The sequence below is a fragment of the Salinivibrio siamensis genome (assembly GCF_001996005.1).
GTDB classification, from domain to species: domain Bacteria; phylum Pseudomonadota; class Gammaproteobacteria; order Enterobacterales; family Vibrionaceae; genus Salinivibrio; species Salinivibrio siamensis.
In genome coordinates this window covers 34,969-52,533 of record NZ_MUFB01000014.1, presented here as the reverse complement: position 1 = coordinate 52,533, position 17,565 = coordinate 34,969, and the positions used below count along the sequence as shown (strand labels likewise).

General features: G+C 50.6%; 20 protein-coding genes. All 20 read left to right on the top strand.

Annotation, left to right across the window (positions count from 1 at the left end):
• Positions 1–158 precede the first annotated feature (158 nt).
• The 20 genes from rpmH (at position 159) to BZG73_RS08985 (ending at position 17,474) form a co-directional block, all read left to right on the top strand.
• Positions 159–293, top strand: a complete 135-nt coding sequence (gene rpmH / locus BZG73_RS09080) for a 50S ribosomal protein L34 (protein ID WP_025672864.1) — start codon at positions 159–161, stop codon at positions 291–293.
• Between the two features lie 13 nt (positions 294–306).
• Positions 307–678 (top strand): ribonuclease P protein component, encoded by a 372-nt coding sequence (gene rnpA, locus BZG73_RS09075; RefSeq protein ID WP_046074850.1) that lies wholly within the window; start codon positions 307–309, stop codon positions 676–678.
• A complete protein-coding gene (gene yidD / locus BZG73_RS09070) occupies positions 630–890 on the top strand; it encodes a membrane protein insertion efficiency factor YidD (protein WP_077456636.1) in 261 nt (86 codons plus the stop codon). Before rnpA ends, yidD begins: the two co-directional genes overlap by 49 nt.
• Positions 891–892: 2 nt before the next feature.
• Positions 893–2,506, top strand: coding sequence for a membrane protein insertase YidC (gene yidC, locus BZG73_RS09065; RefSeq protein WP_077668136.1), 1,614 nt, complete (start codon positions 893–895; stop codon positions 2,504–2,506).
• A gap of 99 nt (positions 2,507–2,605) precedes the next feature.
• Positions 2,606–3,970 carry a tRNA uridine-5-carboxymethylaminomethyl(34) synthesis GTPase MnmE gene (mnmE, locus tag BZG73_RS09060; protein ID WP_046074852.1) on the top strand — a complete coding sequence of 455 codons (1,365 nt, stop codon included), beginning with the start codon at positions 2,606–2,608 and terminating at the stop codon, positions 3,968–3,970.
• Positions 3,971–4,120: 150 nt separating this feature from the next.
• Positions 4,121–5,221 (top strand): GGDEF domain-containing protein, encoded by a 1,101-nt coding sequence (locus BZG73_RS09055; protein WP_077668135.1) that lies wholly within the window; start codon positions 4,121–4,123, stop codon positions 5,219–5,221.
• A 66-nt stretch (positions 5,222–5,287) separates the two neighbouring features.
• Positions 5,288–5,740: an FMN-binding protein MioC gene (mioC, locus tag BZG73_RS09050; protein ID WP_046074853.1), complete on the top strand. Its 453-nt coding sequence runs from the start codon at positions 5,288–5,290 to the stop codon at positions 5,738–5,740.
• A 393-nt stretch (positions 5,741–6,133) separates the two neighbouring features.
• Positions 6,134–8,023, top strand: coding sequence for a tRNA uridine-5-carboxymethylaminomethyl(34) synthesis enzyme MnmG (gene mnmG / locus BZG73_RS09045; protein ID WP_046074895.1), 1,890 nt, complete (start codon positions 6,134–6,136; stop codon positions 8,021–8,023).
• Complete coding sequence (gene rsmG, locus BZG73_RS09040; protein ID WP_077579391.1) at positions 8,024–8,650, top strand: 16S rRNA (guanine(527)-N(7))-methyltransferase RsmG; 627 nt, start codon at positions 8,024–8,026, stop codon at positions 8,648–8,650.
• Positions 8,651–8,663: 13 nt separating this feature from the next.
• A complete protein-coding gene (locus BZG73_RS09035; RefSeq protein ID WP_046074855.1) occupies positions 8,664–9,461 on the top strand; it encodes a ParA family protein in 798 nt (265 codons plus the stop codon).
• Positions 9,462–9,469: 8 nt separating this feature from the next.
• Positions 9,470–10,360, top strand: coding sequence for a ParB/RepB/Spo0J family partition protein (locus tag BZG73_RS09030; RefSeq protein ID WP_046074856.1), 891 nt, complete (start codon positions 9,470–9,472; stop codon positions 10,358–10,360).
• Positions 10,361–10,540: 180 nt separating this feature from the next.
• Positions 10,541–10,930 (top strand): F0F1 ATP synthase subunit I, encoded by a 390-nt coding sequence (locus BZG73_RS09025; protein WP_077607317.1) that lies wholly within the window; start codon positions 10,541–10,543, stop codon positions 10,928–10,930.
• Between the two features lie 8 nt (positions 10,931–10,938).
• Positions 10,939–11,727 carry a F0F1 ATP synthase subunit A gene (gene atpB, locus BZG73_RS09020; protein ID WP_077607318.1) on the top strand — a complete coding sequence of 263 codons (789 nt, stop codon included), beginning with the start codon at positions 10,939–10,941 and terminating at the stop codon, positions 11,725–11,727.
• Positions 11,728–11,797: 70 nt separating this feature from the next.
• On the top strand, positions 11,798–12,049 hold the full coding sequence (gene atpE, locus BZG73_RS09015; RefSeq protein WP_025672872.1) for a F0F1 ATP synthase subunit C: 252 nt from the start codon (positions 11,798–11,800) through the stop codon (positions 12,047–12,049).
• Between the two features lie 52 nt (positions 12,050–12,101).
• Positions 12,102–12,572 carry a F0F1 ATP synthase subunit B gene (atpF, locus tag BZG73_RS09010; RefSeq protein WP_046074859.1) on the top strand — a complete coding sequence of 157 codons (471 nt, stop codon included), beginning with the start codon at positions 12,102–12,104 and terminating at the stop codon, positions 12,570–12,572.
• Positions 12,573–12,587: 15 nt separating this feature from the next.
• On the top strand, positions 12,588–13,121 hold the full coding sequence (gene atpH, locus BZG73_RS09005) for a F0F1 ATP synthase subunit delta (protein WP_046074860.1): 534 nt from the start codon (positions 12,588–12,590) through the stop codon (positions 13,119–13,121).
• Positions 13,122–13,137: 16 nt separating this feature from the next.
• Positions 13,138–14,679, top strand: a complete 1,542-nt coding sequence (gene atpA / locus BZG73_RS09000) for a F0F1 ATP synthase subunit alpha (protein WP_077579390.1) — start codon at positions 13,138–13,140, stop codon at positions 14,677–14,679.
• A 46-nt stretch (positions 14,680–14,725) separates the two neighbouring features.
• The gene (gene atpG, locus BZG73_RS08995; protein WP_046074862.1) at positions 14,726–15,592 is read left to right on the top strand and encodes a F0F1 ATP synthase subunit gamma; all 867 of its coding nucleotides are present in this window, start codon (positions 14,726–14,728) and stop codon (positions 15,590–15,592) included.
• Positions 15,593–15,628: 36 nt separating this feature from the next.
• Positions 15,629–17,032 (top strand): F0F1 ATP synthase subunit beta, encoded by a 1,404-nt coding sequence (gene atpD, locus BZG73_RS08990; protein WP_046074863.1) that lies wholly within the window; start codon positions 15,629–15,631, stop codon positions 17,030–17,032.
• Positions 17,033–17,051: 19 nt separating this feature from the next.
• On the top strand, positions 17,052–17,474 hold the full coding sequence (locus BZG73_RS08985; RefSeq protein ID WP_046074864.1) for a F0F1 ATP synthase subunit epsilon: 423 nt from the start codon (positions 17,052–17,054) through the stop codon (positions 17,472–17,474).
• The last annotated feature ends 91 nt before the right edge of the window (positions 17,475–17,565 follow it).

The following is a 17,565-nucleotide window of genomic DNA, read 5'->3' as shown; positions in this document are numbered from 1 at the left end:
ATTCACCGCCCGGAGTGGCGTCGGTTAGTGATTGACTAATCGTTAGTCAATAGCTACAATCCGCCCTCTTTGTTGAGAGGCGTCGGAGTCAAGCCTAGTGCTACCCTCCCACGTCGGGTTAACAAACCTAACACTGATCAGTAATAAAGGTAGAAACCATGAAACGCACTTTTCAACCTTCAGTTCTAAAGCGTAAGCGCACTCACGGTTTCCGTGCGCGCATGGCGACTAAGAACGGCCGTAAGGTCATTGCCGCTCGCCGTGCGAAAGGCCGCAAGCAGCTTTCTAAATAATCCGCAGTGATTTGTGAATAAGCTCGCTTATCCTCGGGAGTTACGTCTGCTAACTCCCGAACATTTCAGTGCCGTCTTCCAGCAACCGCATCGCGCCGGTTCGCCGCACTTAACTATACTCGCCAGAAACAACCCACTCGGCCATCCACGTCTCGGTCAAGCTGTACCGAAAAAGCAAATCAAACTTGCTGTTGATCGCAACCGCTTTAAACGTGTGGTCCGCGAAAGCTTTCGCTTACGTCAACATCAACTGCCGGCGAAAGACTTTGTGGTGATCGCGAAAAAAAGTGCTAACAACCTAAGCAATCAAGCGCTGCGAGACGAATTGGACAAGTTATGGCAACGTTTGTCGCGACCGCCGCGCAAAAAGCGCTCATCGCGCTGATTCGGGGATACCAACTGGTTATAAGTCCACTTATTGGACCACGATGCCGGTTTACACCAACCTGCTCTCACTACGCCATCATGGCGATTCAATCCCATGGTGTGATAAAAGGGTGTTGGTTGGCAGGCAAACGTCTATTAAAATGCCACCCTTTGAATGATGGCGGTTACGATCCTGTGCCGCCTTGCGACCACCATAACAGAGACAATTAACAATGGATTCCCAACGCAATATCCTGTTGATTGCCCTATTGTTCGTTTCTTTCATGCTTTACATGGAATGGAACAAACCAGACTCCCCGCAACCGCAGGGACAGGGCGTTGAGCAGCAGCAAACCACTCACAGTGACGTGCCAAGCAGCAATGACGGTGATACCACGTCTCTTGATGCACAGCCTGTCTCTGACAAGCTTGTCACCATCAACACTGACGTTTTAACACTGAAAATTGATACGCAAGGCGGTGATGTTGTCCACGCCGAGCTCCCGCAATATGATGCGGAGCTGGATTCTGACAACGCCTTCACGCTGTTGCACAGCAAACCTGATCATACCTTTGTGGCACAAAGCGGCTTAATTGGTGCCAACGGCATCGATACGGCTGAGGGTCGCGCACAATACCAGGTGACGCAAAACAACTTCTCGCTCTCAGACGATCAAGACACCTTACGAGTGCCAATGACGGTTGAGAAAGATAGCATTACCTATACCAAAACCTTCGTGTTTGAGCGTGGTAGCTATGCGGTGGATGTTGAACACACTATCAACAACCAAACCGACAACAATGCCAGTGTCACCATGTATACCCAGCTAAAGCAAAACTTGCTGGACGATGGCGGCAGCTTGACCATGCCAACCTATCGCGGTAGCGCCTACTCCACTGACGACAAGCGTTACGAAAAGTACAGCTTTGATGATATGCAAAGCAAAAACCTGAACGTGACGTTTAACCAAGGTTGGGCCGCGATGATCCAGCACTACTTTGCCGCCGCGTGGATCCCACGGGCGGACAATAATGTGCTGAGCACCCGTACCACGGCGCAATACGGTTATATCCAAACCAAGACCCGCGATACCATTGCCGCTGGCACCAGCAAGACGCTGACAGCAACCTTGTGGGTCGGTCCGAAACTGCAAGAACAAATGGCCGCGGTGGCACCAAGCCTGGATTTGGTGGTCGACTACGGCTGGCTATGGTTTATCGCTAAACCGCTGCACTGGTTGCTCTCCACCATTCAAACCTTTGTGGGGAACTGGGGTCTGGCCATCATCATGCTAACCTTCATCGTGCGTGGCGCCATGTACCCGCTCACTAAAGCGCAGTACACCTCGATGGCGAAAATGCGCATGCTGCAGCCTAAACTGCAAGAAATGAAAGAGCGTATCGGTGACGATCGTCAACGCATGAGCCAAGAGATGATGGAGCTCTATAAGCGTGAGAAGGTCAATCCGCTTGGTGGCTGTCTGCCATTGGTTCTGCAAATGCCGATCTTTATTGCCTTGTACTGGGCACTGATGGAGTCGGTAGAATTGCGCCATGCGCCATTCTTTGGCTGGATTCAAGACTTGTCGGCACAAGACCCATACTATGTGCTGCCGCTGTTGATGGGTGCATCCATGTTCTTGATTCAGAAGATGAGCCCCACCACGGTCACCGATCCGATGCAGCAGAAGATCATGACCTTTATGCCTGTGGTCTTTACGTTCTTCTTCTTGTTCTTCCCATCCGGTCTGGTTCTATACTGGCTGGTATCGAACGTGGTCACGCTTATCCAACAGACACTGATTTACAAGTCGTTGGAGAAAAAAGGCCTGCATTCACGCTCGTAACTCAGGCCGCGTCACGTAATAATAAAAAGGCGACCCGGCGGTCGCCTTTTTTGTCGTTTATGGCCTAAAGGCCTGTAATTCAAATAAAGAGTGTGCACTATGGCTCAAACCGACACTATCGTGGCACAAGCCACTGCAACTGGCCGCGGCGGCGTAGGGATTGTCCGCGTGTCTGGCCCGCTCGCCCATGAGATTGGTACAAAAATGACGGGACGTGATCTGGCGCCTCGTCGTGCAGATTATTTGCCCTTTCTCGACCAAGAGGGTCAACCTATCGATCAGGGCATTGCTTTATTCTTTAAAGGCCCTCATTCGTTCACAGGCGAGGATGTGCTTGAACTGCAAGGCCATGGTGGCCCAGTGATCATGGACATGCTTATTCAGCGTATCAGTGCCTTTTCTGGGGTGCGTGCCGCACGACCCGGTGAGTTCTCCGAACGCGCGTTTTTAAACGACAAACTGGATTTAGCCCAAGCTGAAGCCATTGCCGACTTGATTGATGCCAGCTCCGAGCAGGCCGCCCGCTCGGCCTTGCAATCGCTGCAAGGCGCCTTCTCTAGTCAGGTGAATGCGCTGGTGGAAAAAGTGATTCACCTGCGTATTTACGTTGAAGCCGCAATTGACTTTCCCGATGAAGAAATCGACTTTCTCTCTGATGGCAAAGTCGCCAGCGATCTCACGCAGATTATCGAGCACCTCGCCACACTGCGCAAAGAAGCCAACCAAGGGGCGATTATGCGTGAGGGAATGAAAGTGGTGATCGCAGGCCGCCCCAACGCCGGAAAATCAAGCTTATTAAACGCCTTATCAGGGAAAGATAGCGCGATTGTCACGGATATCGCCGGTACGACTCGAGATGTCTTGCGTGAGCACATTCATATTGACGGTATGCCTTTGCACATTATTGATACGGCAGGGCTACGCGATACCGCTGATGAGGTCGAACGTATTGGTGTCGAGCGGGCATGGGATGAAATTGAGCAAGCCGATCGCGTTTTATTTATGGTCGATGGCACCACTACCGACGCCACTCATCCTGCGGAAATTTGGCCAGACTTTGTTTCACGTTTACCTAAAGCGATGGGCATGACAGTGATCCGCAACAAAGTCGATATGACCGGCGAGCCAATGGGACACGATAGTAACCATGATCCCGCACTCATCCGCTTAAGTGCCAAAACGGGCGAAGGCATGGACGCATTACGTCAGCACCTCAAAGCCTGTATGGGCTACGCCGGCGGCAGTGAAGGCGGATTTATGGCGCGTCGCCGTCACCTCGATGCTCTTGCTAATGCCGCACATCACTTGGACATCGGTCAGGCGCAGCTAGAAGGTTATATGGCCGGCGAGATTTTAGCAGAAGAGTTACGCCTCACTCAGCAACACCTCAATACCATCACCGGTGAGTTCAGTGCCGATGATTTGCTGGGGAAAATTTTCTCTTCATTCTGCATCGGGAAGTAATTATCCCCAACCTGATCACGGGATCCTTCTACTAAGGATCCCTTGTAATACCTCGCCTGATCCCCTTTATCCTCGTTATTCGATCGTAAGTTATCCACGTAGTTTTCACCATGATCAGCTACGCTTTAACGAGGTGTGGATGGAGGTACTATGCTGGCAAGTTTTAACCCGATCTTATCAATAGGCCTGAGTGAACATAATCAACTGATGCGGCATCAGATCCGCATGACCAATCTACTCACGGTGATCTGCGTGGTTGGCACGATCATTTTCTCCACCATGTACTGGCTTGCTTTCCAAACCCCGATCGCGGCTTGGCACAACGTCAGTTACGCCTTTTTGTACGCGGCAACCTGGCTGTTGATGTGGTCAGGACGCTGGTATATCGCTCGGTACTACCTTTTTTTCATGTTTTTTGCCCAGCAGTTCATCATGTCTTACTGGGTGTTTGCGGCACAAAGCCAGAACGAACTCTTGTTACTGGTCTCGCCCACTATCGTCTTATTGCTGTTTGACCCCAATGAGCGTCTGGCGCGTTACGGGCTATCACTGACAGCCATCGGCTTAATGTTTTCCATCCAGGTATTACCCACACCCGACCCCTTGGTAAACCTTTCCACCCTAAACAGCAAAACCATTTACCTTAGCGTTGTCCTGATATTTATTGCCTTATCAGTGATTTTAATGGACTTCTATCTCCATGATCTCTACACCCTCAACCGGCAGGCACGGCAGTACATTCAGCGCGAGCCCCTAGCGCAAACATGGAATGCAACCCAGTTTTATCGCCGACTGAGCACGGAGTGCCAATCATCGACCGACAAGCCGATCGCAATCCTTTGCATTAATATTGATAATTTTCAGCATTTTAATACGCAACATGGCCACTCTATTGGTGATCAAAGCTTACAGTTCCTGGCCGGCTTACTTCACCGTCATCTACCACGCGATGCCCTACTTAGCCGCACTCACGCCGATCAGTTTTTAGTCATGCTCAAAGAAAATGATTGCGCCGATGCCCCAAAGTGGGCGGTTAAATGTTATCACGCCATCGCAGAGACCCCCTTTACCTTTCATGGCGGCGCCCATGCATTCACCGCCTCGATAGGCATCGTTCAGCACTTTTCCGGAAACGGTAAAGCGATCGAGTTAATTGACCAAGCCTGCCAAGCCATGACGGAGGCGAAACAAGCGGGCGGCAACCAATGTGTCTGTCAACTTAGCCAGATGACGGCTAGCCAAGCGGTTTAAGCGGAGATTGACTCCTTGAGGTAAGGTCAAAATACTAGGGATGAATACCTTAACGATGAGGAAAGCATGGCAACTATCACTATTATTACCGGCAGTACCCTAGGTGGCGCTGAGTATGTCGGCGATCATCTCGCAGATCTCTTGCAAGCAAAAGGCCATCACCCTCAAGTGGTCAACGAGGGGCTCATTGATGATGTGCTCGGTGCCTCTACCCTATTGATCGTCACGTCAACCCATGGCGCAGGGGACTTTCCAGACAGCATCGCTCCCTTAATGGAACAACTGATCACCGAGCGCCCGATGCTACGCGACGTTCACTATGGCGTGGTCGGGATTGGGGACTCGAGCTACGACACGTTTTGCGAAGCAGGCATGAAAGCAGATGCTTTATTACAAGACTTGGGCGCAATCAAAGTCGGTGAGCGCATTGATATCGATATTCAAGCGCATCCGGTCCCTGAAGATGAAGCCGAACGCTGGTTAACAGACTGGGAACCACAACTTCACGCGCTCAAGTGAACAAAAAACAACCAACCTAACTGTGGATAACTAAGGAATAACCCAGTGATCTTCCTTTAGTTATCCATTTAATACTTTTCATCCCCTGCCTCCTATGTGGATAACCACCCATTTTGATCCCAGGTGATACAGGATCGGATCCAAGGCCACCCACAGAAAGTGATCGTTTCAAGATCCTTGATCTCTATGATCTTTTTTTAGTTATCCACTAAGATCCCTTTCCCTAATAGTAGATCTAACAAAGGATCTATATAAAGATCTTATATATATAAAGCCAATGCGCTCTAACGATCCGGATCAAGGTTTGGTTCCCCCTTGGCAGAAAAAGCGCTAGAATGTCGCCCCTTTTGCTTAGTTCATGCGCAAACACTTAACCAGGTTGAGGCTTTAATCATGTTTTACCAGGATCACTTTGACGTCATCGTTGTGGGTGGTGGCCATGCTGGTACCGAAGCGGCACTGGCTGCTGCCCGGATGAATCAAAGAACACTGTTGTTGACCCATAATATCGACACCTTGGGACAGATGTCGTGTAACCCTGCGATTGGTGGGATCGGGAAAGGACACCTGGTAAAAGAAATTGATGCCCTGGGTGGTGCCATGGCGCAAGCCACCGACAAAGGCGGGATCCAATTTAGAACGCTGAATGCATCTAAAGGACCGGCGGTACGCGCGACACGAGCTCAAGCAGATCGCGCACTTTACAAAGCGGCGATACGTCATACCTTGGAGAACACGCCAAACCTTTCTTTGTTTCAACAAGCGGTGGTCGACCTGATCGTCGAGCAGGATCGTGTTACAGGCGTAGAAACAGAAATGGGGCTGAAGTTCAGCGCGACCACGGTTGTGCTAACGGTCGGAACCTTTTTGGGTGGGAAAATCCATATCGGTATGGATAATTACGCCGGTGGACGTGCCGGTGATCCGCCGTCAAACAAACTCGCGGATCGCTTACGTGCATTACCGTTTCGCGTTGATCGACTGAAAACCGGCACACCTCCGCGCATTGACGCACGCTCGGTCGATTTTTCAGTGATGCAAACCCAACATGGTGATACCCCTTGCCCGGTATTTTCATTCATGGGAAATGTCCAGCAGCATCCGCAACAAATCCCGTGCTATATCACCTACACCAATGAAAGAACGCACGACGTCATCCGCGAAAACCTTTCTCGTAGTCCGATGTATTCTGGCGTGATTGAAGGTATTGGGCCGCGTTATTGTCCGTCGATTGAAGACAAGGTGATGCGGTTTGCCGACAAAGACAAACATCAAATCTTTGTGGAACCAGAAGGATTGACCAGCAATGAGTTGTATCCGAATGGCATCTCCACCAGCTTGCCGTTTGATGTGCAAATGGGCATTATCCAGTCGATCAAAGGGTTTGAAAACGCCAAAGTGATCCGCCCTGGCTATGCGATCGAGTATGATTTCTTTGATCCTCGCGATCTCAAACAAACGCTAGAAACCAAATTTATCGACGGGTTATTTTTTGCGGGACAAATTAACGGTACCACCGGTTATGAAGAAGCCGGGGCGCAAGGTTTGCTCGCTGGGTGTAACGCAGCATTACAAGCTCAAGGCAAAGAAGGCTGGAGCCCACGTCGCGATCAAGCCTATATGGGCGTGTTGATCGACGATCTCTCCACCATGGGCACCCAAGAGCCTTACCGCATGTTTACCTCTCGTGCCGAGTATCGATTACTATTGCGCGAAGACAATGCTGATATGCGCTTAACCGAAAAAGGGCGCGAGCTTGGTTTGGTCGACGATGCTCGCTGGGCGCGTTTTAATCAGAAAATGGAAAACATGGAGCAAGAGCGTCAGCGCCTGCGTGGGACTTGGATCCATCCACATTCGGACGATGTTACTGCGCTTAACGCTATGCTGAAAACCCCCTTAGCACGTGAAGCCAATGGCGAAGACTTGCTGCGTCGTCCCGAGCTGCGTTATCAAGATATTGTGGCGTTACCGACCTTTGGGCCGGCCCATCAAGACACGCAAGCCAGTGAGCAAGTGGAGATCCAAGTGAAATATGCCGGTTACATCGACCGTCAGCAGGATGAAATCGCCAAGTCGCAGCGTCATGAACATACGACACTGCCAACAGACCTCGATTATGAGCAAATCAAAGGCTTGTCCAATGAGGTGAAAGGGAAGCTTGCCGATGCACGCCCGGAAACCGTGGGCAAAGCGTCTCGCATTTCTGGTGTGACACCCGCTGCCATCTCCATTTTGCTTGTGCACTTGAAAAAACAAGGCATGTTGAAGAAAGGGGCATAAATGGAATCACAACTACAACAAGGGCTTGCCAAAGCAGGCCTGGTTTTGTCTGCACAACAACAGGCTCAGCTCCTTGCCTATGTGCGCCTGTTGGATAAATGGAACAAGGCGTACAACCTGACATCTGTCCGTCGTCCTGAAGACATGGTGGTGAAACATATTCTTGATAGTTTGGTTGTTTCCCCCCATCTTGACGGCGATCATTTTATCGATGTGGGGACAGGTCCAGGATTACCAGGTATTCCTCTGGCTATTGCGAATCCGGATAAACACTTCACCTTACTAGACAGTTTAGGGAAACGGATCCGCTTCATTCGCCAAGTGTTGCACGAACTAGAAATAGACAATGTCACGCCGGTACAAAGCCGCGTCGAGGACTTTATCCCCGATAATGGCTTTGATGGCGTCTTGAGCCGGGCGTTTGCTTCCATGAACGACATGGTGAGCTGGTGCCAACATCTTCCTCATGCTGAGGGACAATTTTACGCGCTGAAAGGGCAAGTGGACCAGCAGGAGCTGGATGCCTTGCCTGCTGCTTGTTCTGTGACCGATATCAAAGCTTTGAAGGTACCGGGATTGGAAGGGGCGCGTCATCTAGTAATCTTGAGAGCAAAGAGTAACGAATAGAGGTCGAGAGCACGTGGGTAAAGTTATCGCGGTAGCAAACCAGAAAGGCGGCGTGGGGAAAACCACCACCAGTGTCAACCTTGCAGCGTCACTGGCTGCCACCAATCGCAAAGTGCTACTGATTGATTTAGACCCACAGGGCAACGCGACCATGGCCAGTGGGGTGGATAAATACGATGTGCATGCCACTGCCTACGACCTCTTAATTGAAGACACACCGTTTGAGCAAGTCGTGGTGGAAGACACGGCAGGCAGCTATCACCTGATTGCCGCCAATGGCGACGTGACCGCCGCTGAAATTAAGCTGATGGAAGTATTCGCTCGCGAAGTTCGCCTGCGCACCATGCTTGAGCCGGTGGTGGATCGCTATGATTATATTTTTATTGATTGCCCACCTTCGCTCAACTTGCTGACTATTAACGCAATGACCGCTGCCAACTCTGTGTTGGTTCCCATGCAGTGTGAGTACTTTGCCCTGGAGGGATTAACGGCATTGATGGATACCATCAGCAAGCTTGCCAGTGTGGTCAATGCTGAGCTTCACGTGGAAGGGGTGCTGCGCACCATGTACGATCCGCGTAACCGATTAGCGACCGAAGTATCGGATCAGATCAAAAAACACTTCGGTGATAAGGTGTATCGTACCGTGATTCCTCGCAACGTGCGGCTTGCGGAAGCGCCAAGTCATGGCCGACCCGCCATGTACTACGACAAATTATCGAGCGGTGCCAAAGCCTACCTCGCCCTTGCGGGTGAAATCCTGCGTCGCGAAGAGCAAGCACGCTCCTCGCCAGACGCTGTCAATGCCTGAGGAAAACAATGAATTCAGCGAAACGCGGTCTTGGAAAGGGCCTGGATGCCTTGTTGGCGACCAGTGCACATGCACAGTCATCCACCCAAGCTTCCCCTGAGTCCACCAATACGAGTAACAGCGAATTACAGCAGTTACCCGTTACTGCGTTGGAGCCAGGTCAGTATCAGCCACGTCAAGATATGGCTGAGGAGGCACTGGAAGAGTTAACCGAGTCCATCCGCGCGCAAGGTATTATTCAGCCTTTGGTTGTCCGTCAAGTGGCAGCCGGGCGCTATGAAATCATTGCCGGTGAGCGTCGCTGGCGTGCCGCTAAGCAAGCAGGGCTTAACAATGTCCCCTGCTTGGTGCGCGAGATGAGCGATAAGGTCGCCAGTGCGGTCGCCTTGATTGAGAATATCCAGCGCGAGAACCTGAATGCGATGGAAGAAGCTCAGGCTCTCGCGCGCTTAGTTGACGAATTTGAACTGACTCACCAACAGTTGGCGGAGTCACTCGGTAAATCTCGGGCCACCATTAGTAATCTACTTAGGTTAAATGGATTGGAGTCCGGAGTGCGGCAACTGCTGCTTAACAAACAACTCGAGATGGGTCACGCACGTGCCCTGCTGGCGCTCGAAGGCGACGCACAAATCGATGCGGCGCTGACCGCCGTCAATAAAAAGATGACGGTTCGCCAGATAGAAAAACTAGTAAAAAAGATGCTTTCGCCTCCTGTTGAAACGGAAAAGCCTAAATTATCACCTGAAGTCGAAGCGCTCCAGCAACGACTTGGCGATAAGCTAGGAGCCAGTGTCGCGTTAACACAACAGAAAAACGGTAGTGGGAAATTGGTGATTAATTTTGAAGAATCTGAAAAATTAGCGCAAATTCTTGCAATTTTCGACGAAGAAATGTGACCTATGCCATTCGCTTTTTGTTACATAAAAGCGCTTACTGTGATCAGGTTACTCTGTTGTAAAATTTTCCCCGCTTTTTTACATCGATGCGATTGCATTAGTTGGGGCGAAACGTATAATTTTTGCTGTTTTCCCAGCACGGCAACAGTGCTAAGTGGAACGGAATCGAGGAACAAATACATGGTATCGACGCTCGCGCGGCCGGGTCGTGAAATCGCGACAAAATTGGTGCTTTTGCAAGCTGGCGTCGTATTAGCAACGGCAATCGTGATGGCGCTTGCTATCAGTGTCGACTGGGGAAAATCCGCGCTAATCGGTGGAGGCATCTTTGTGGTTGCCAATGCTGCCTTTGCGGCGTGTGCTTTCCTTTTTAGTGGGGCAAGAGCTGCGAAATTCGTAGTCGCGTCCTTCTTTAGCGGTGAAGTGTTGAAAATTTCACTGACTGTCGTCTTGTTTGTCCTTGCTTACCTGTATGTCGAGGTGGAATTGCTTCCCCTCAAACTGGCCTATTTGCTGGCATTAGGGGTTAATATCCTCGCGCCAGTTTTATTCATTAACAACAACAAATAGGATGAGTTATGGCTGCGTCAGGTGATGCGCTTACACCGTCTGGCTATATCACTCACCACCTGACACACTTGTCAAGCGGTGAGGGGTTTTGGGCGGTTCACATTGATAGCCTGTTTTTCTCTGTCCTCATCGGTATTGTCTTCCTAGGCCTTTTCCGATCGGTGGCAAAGAAAGCATCGACAGGTGTCCCGGGTAAGTTTCAGTGCTTCGTTGAGATCTTGGTTGAGTTCGTTGATGACAACGTCCGCGAAACCTTCCATGGACGAAATCCACTGATCGCACCTTTGGCCCTGACTATCTTCGTCTGGATATTCTTGATGAATACGATGGACTTAATCCCTATCGATTTTCTACCGTATCCGGCGGAACACTGGTTAGGCATTCCTTACTTGAAAGTGGTGCCAACTGCAGACGTAAATATCACCCTTGCGATGGCGCTGGGCGTGTTCTTCTTGATGATTTTCTACAGCATCAAGATTAAAGGTGTGGGTGGCTTTGCCAAAGAGCTGGCGCTACACCCGTTCAATCACCCTATCATGATTCCGTTCAACCTCCTGTTGGAGATAGTTTCGCTGCTGGCGAAGCCTATTTCACTCGGGATGCGTCTGTTCGGTAACATGTTTGCCGGTGAGGTGGTATTTATTCTTATCGCGGCGTTGTTGCCGTGGTGGGCGCAATGGCTGGGCTCTGTGCCGTGGGCAATATTCCACATTCTAGTCATTACGATTCAAGCCTTTGTCTTTATGATGTTGACCATCGTGTATCTCTCGCAGGCACACGAAGACTCAGATCATTGATGACATTTTTTAGAAAGCAATTTGTTAGTCATTATTGGCTCAAAGCCGACAACGAAAACTGGAGATAGTGATGGAAACTTTATTGAGCTTTTCTGCAATTGCCGTGGGCATCATTGTAGGTCTTGCTTCCCTTGGTACTGCGATTGGTTTCGCCCTGCTGGGTGGTAAATTCCTTGAAGGTGCAGCACGTCAACCTGAGATGGCTCCTATGCTGCAAGTTAAGATGTTCATCATCGCGGGTCTTCTTGATGCGGTTCCAATGATCGGTATCGTAATCGCACTGCTGTTCACGTTCGCGAACCCATTCGTAGGTCAACTGTAAACTGGCTAATAGCTGAACAGACCCTTTAGCTTATGATTAAGGAGGCGCCGTTGTGAATATCAACGCAACTCTGCTAGGCCAGGCAATCGCGTTCACTATCTTTGTGTGGTTCTGCATGAAATATGTATGGCCACCATTGATGCAAGCGATTGAAGAACGTCAGAAAAAAATCGCTGACGGTCTCGCGGCGGCTGATCGCGCCGCCAAAGACCTGGATTTGGCCCAGGCGAATGCTTCTGATCAATTGAAAGAAGCGAAGCGCAACGCAACTGACATTATCGAGCAGGCCAATAAGCGCAAAGCACAAATCCTCGATGAGGCACGTGCAGAAGCGGCTGCTGAGCGCGACAATATCCTCAATCAGGGTAAAGCCGAGCTAGAAGCCGAGCGTAACCGTGCTCGCGATGAGCTGCGTAAGCAAGTTGCATCGCTCGCTGTTATTGGTGCCGAGAAAATTATTGAGCGCTCTATTGACGAGAATGCTCATAAAGATCTTCTCGATAAAATCACTGCAGAACTGTAACAAGGAGGGGCAGCAATGTCTGAACTGACAACACTCGCTCGCCCCTACGCGAAAGCAGCCTTTGATTTTGCGGTAGAAAAAGGCGAGTTAGCTCAATGGGCTGAAATGCTCGCCTTTACTGCTGAGATTGCCCGTGATGAACGTGTTCAACATATGTTGGATGCCTCTTTCTCTGCTGACACATTGGCAGAGATGTTCATCACAGTTGGCGGTGATCAGCTCAATGATTTTGGTCAAAACCTGATTAAGGTGATGGCTGAAAACAAGCGCTTAAAAGCTCTTCCTGAGGTTTGTGAGCAGTTCCTCGCGATGCGTTTGGAACTGGAAAAAGAAGTTGAAGTTCAAGTGATTTCAGCGACGGCTCTTTCCGAAGAGCAACAACAAGCCATCAGTGACAAGCTCGCCGCGCGTCTTGAGCGCAAAGTAAAGCTGAACTGTAGTGTAGACGAAACCCTGGTTGCCGGGGTTATTATTCGAGCTGGAGACTTGGTCATCGATAACTCAGTAAGTGGCCGTATGCGCCGCCTGAGCGATGCATTGCAGTCTTGATTTGGGGAATTGGAGCATGCAACTTAATTCCACGGAAATTAGCGATTTGATCAAACAACGCATCGAGAAATTCGACGTTGTGAGTGAAGCGCGCAACGAAGGTACCATCGTGTCAGTCAGCGACGGTATCATTCGCATTCACGGCCTTGCTGATGCGATGCAAGGTGAAATGATTGAACTGCCTGGCAACCGCTATGCACTTGCATTGAACCTTGAGCGTGACTCAGTGGGTGCGGTTGTGATGGGTCCTTACTCGGACCTGCAAGAAGGCATGAAGGTGACCGGCACAGGCCGTATCCTTGAAGTACCAACAGGTCCTGAACTATTGGGCCGCGTGGTAAACACCCTGGGTGAGCCGATTGATGGTAAAGGCCCTATTGAGGCAAAAACCACATCGCCAGTCGAAGTGATCGCCCCAGGTGTTATCGCACGTCAATCCGTTGATCAGCCAGTGCAAACCGGCTACAAAGCGGTTGACTCGATGATCCCTATCGGCCGAGGCCAGCGTGAGCTGATCATCGGTGACCGCCAAACCGGTAAAACGGCGTTGGCGATCGATGCGATCATTAACCAGAAAAACTCGGGTATCTACTCCATCTATGTGGCGATTGGTCAGAAAGCCTCGACCATTGCTAACGTGGTGCGCAAGCTGGAAGAACATGATGCACTGAAAAACACCATTGTGGTGGTGGCATCAGCGTCTGAAGCCGCAGCATTGCAGTACCTCGCGCCTTACGCGGGTTGTGCAATGGGTGAGTACTTCCGTGACCGCGGTGAAGATGCGCTGATTGTCTACGATGACCTGTCTAAACAGGCTGTTGCATACCGTCAGATCTCACTATTGCTACGCCGTCCACCGGGCCGTGAAGCTTTCCCGGGTGATGTTTTCTACTTGCACTCACGTCTTCTTGAGCGTGCGGCACGTGTTAACGCCCACTATGTGGAAGAGTTCACTAAAGGTGAAGTGAAAGGCAAAACCGGTTCATTGACGGCGCTGCCTATCATTGAAACCCAAGCCGGTGACGTATCGGCGTTCGTACCGACTAACGTTATCTCGATCACCGACGGTCAGATCTTCCTACAAACCGAGCTGTTTAACGCGGGTATTCGCCCAGCGGTTGACCCAGGCATTTCGGTGTCGCGTGTGGGTGGTTCTGCACAAACCAAGATCATGAAGAAATTGTCAGGCGGTATTCGTACAGCCCTTGCACAATATCGTGAATTGGCGGCCTTTGCGCAATTCTCTTCTGATCTGGATGACGCGACCAAGAAGCAATTGGATCACGGTCAGAAAGTGACCGAGCTGATGAAGCAGATGCAATATGCACCTATGTCTGTGTTTGAGCAGGCGTTGGTGATCTTTGCGGCTGAGAAAGGCTACTTGGAAGACGTTGAGCTGAACAAGATCGGTGACTTTGAACGTTCCCTACTGGCCTTTGCGAAGAGCCAGTACGCTGACCTGGCTGCTCAAATTGAAGAGTCTGGTGCTTACAACGATGACGTTGAAGCACAGCTGAAAAAGCTGTTGGATGACTTCAAAGCGACCCAGACTTGGTAACACGTAGGTGACCACTTCGGTGGTCGCCCACTAATGGAGAGTAACTATGGCCGGCGCAAAAGAGATTCGTAATAAGATCGGAAGTGTGAAAAACACACAGAAGATCACTAAAGCGATGGAAATGGTGGCAGCCTCCAAAATGCGTAAAACGCAAGAAGCCATGGAGTCGTCACGTCCATACGCTGTCACTATGCGCAAAGTGATCGGTCATCTTGCACTGGGTAACTTGGAGTACCGCCATCCCTATTTGGAAGAGCGGGAAGCCAAGCGCGTTGGTTACATCATCATTTCTACTGACCGCGGACTGTGTGGTGGCCTGAACATTAACTTGTTCAAAAGTGTCATCAACGATATGGAAAGCTGGAGCCAAAAAGGTGCCGAAATCGACATGGCACTGGTTGGGGCGAAAGCCACCGCTTTCTTTAACAGCTACGGCGGCAATGTAGTGGCACAAACTTCTGGCCTGGGTGACACCCCAGTACTGGAAGACCTCATCGGTACTGTTGGGGTGATGCTGAAAAAATATGATGAAGGTGAGCTGGACCGCTTGTACCTGGTTTTCAATAAGTTTGAAAACACCATGGTGCAGACCCCAGTGATCGATCAATTGCTGCCTTTGCCAAAGTCAGACGACGAGGAGATGCAGCGCAGCCACGCTTGGGATTATATCTATGAACCTGAGCCGAAGCCGTTGCTCGATACCTTGTTGGTTCGCTATGCCGAATCGCAAGTGTATCAAGGTGTGGTAGAGAACCTCGCCAGTGAGCAAGCGGCACGTATGGTGGCAATGAAAGCTGCGACCGATAATGCGGGGAATCTGATTGATGATCTGCAATTGGTTTACAACAAAGCCCGTCAGGCTGCAATCACCCAAGAGTTGTCAGAAATTGTTTCTGGCGCAAGCGCGGTGTAAAGGCAAGGGTTAACGAACTAGTTTAGAGGAATAACGATGGCTACAGGTAAGATCGTTCAGATCATCGGTGCGGTAGTCGACGTAGAGTTTCCACAAGACGCCGTACCTAAGGTATACGATGCGTTGAATGTGAAACGTGAAGGCGAGCGTCTGGTGCTGGAAGTTCAGCAGCAGCTTGGTGGTGGCGTTATCCGTGCCATCGCAATGGGCTCATCTGATGGTCTGCGTCGTGGAATCGAAGTAGAAAATACAGGTAAAGCAATCGAAGTCCCTGTGGGTGAAGCCACGCTGGGGCGTATCGTCAACGTCTTGGGTGACGCGATTGATGAGCGTGGCGATCTCGGTGAGAAAGAGCGTTACTCTATCCACCGTGAAGCGCCAAGCTATGAAGATCAGTCGAGCGCGACCGAGCTTTTGGAAACCGGCGTTAAGGTTATCGACCTTATCTGTCCGTTTGCCAAAGGCGGTAAAATCGGTCTGTTTGGCGGTGCGGGTGTCGGTAAGACCGTTAACATGATGGAGCTTATCAACAACATCGCACTGCAACACTCAGGTCTGTCTGTATTCGCTGGTGTCGGTGAGCGTACTCGTGAGGGTAACGACTTCTACTACGAAATGCAGGAAGCCGGTGTTGTAAACATTGAGAATCCCGAAGAGTCAAAAGTGGCCATGGTCTATGGTCAGATGAACGAGCCACCAGGTAACCGCCTGCGTGTCGCACTGACTGGCCTAACCATGGCGGAAAAATTCCGTGATGATGGCCGTGATGTACTGCTGTTCATCGATAACATCTATCGTTACACCCTTGCCGGTACCGAAGTATCTGCCCTGTTGGGTCGTATGCCATCGGCAGTAGGTTACCAGCCAACACTGGCTGAAGAGATGGGTGTGCTGCAAGAGCGTATTACCTCAACCCGTACCGGTTCTATCACCTCGGTACAGGCGGTTTACGTTCCTGCGGATGACTTGACTGACCCGTCACCCGCCACCACCTTTGCCCACTTGGATGCAACGGTTGTATTGTCGCGTAACATCGCGTCGATGGGTATGTACCCGGCGATTGACCCACTGGATTCAACCTCACGTATGTTGGACCCATTGGTGGTTGGTCAAGACCATTATGACGTGGCTCGTGGCGTGCAGTCTGTCCTTCAGCGTTATAAAGAGCTGAAAGACATCATTGCTATCCTAGGTATGGATGAGCTGTCTGAAGAAGATAAGCTGACGGTTGCACGTGCACGTAAGATTGAGCGTTTCTTGACGCAGCCTTACCACGTCGCCGAAGTCTTCACCGGCCAGCCAGGTGTTTATGTTTCGCTAAAAGATACCATTGCAAGCTTCAAAGGCCTGCTCAGTGGTGAGTACGATGACATCCCAGAGCAGGCATTCCTGTACTGCGGTAGCATCGAAGAAGTGCTCGAAAAAGCGAAAAACCTGTAAGGCTTGAGTAGGAGGCGATATGGCAGCGATAACCTTCCATCTGGATGTGGTCAGTGCAGAGCGACAATTGTTCTCTGGTCGTGCTGAGCATATTCAGGTGACCGGTAGCGAAGGTGAACTGGGTATTCACGCAGGACACACACCGCTGCTGACCGCTATCACGCCTGGCATGGTTCGCATCGTCAAACAAGGCGGTAGCGAAGAGATTATTTATCTTTCTGGTGGCACGCTTGAAGTGCAGCCTGGCACAGTGACTGTGCTGGCTGACACCGCAATTCGTGGTGAAGAACTGGACCAAGCTAAGGCGGAAGAAGCGAAGCGCCGCGCTGAGGATAAAATCCACAATCAGCATAAAGACGTCGACTTTGCTCAAGCGGCCAGTGACCTGGCTAAGGCGATTGCGAAGCTTCGAGTGATCGAGCTGACCAAACACAAGCGTTAATCAGGCACTTACGGTGAGAATAAAAGCGACGCTTCGGCGTCGCTTTTTTATTGCCTGCAAAGACCACCTTGTAGTCTGCGATTCGCGCGAC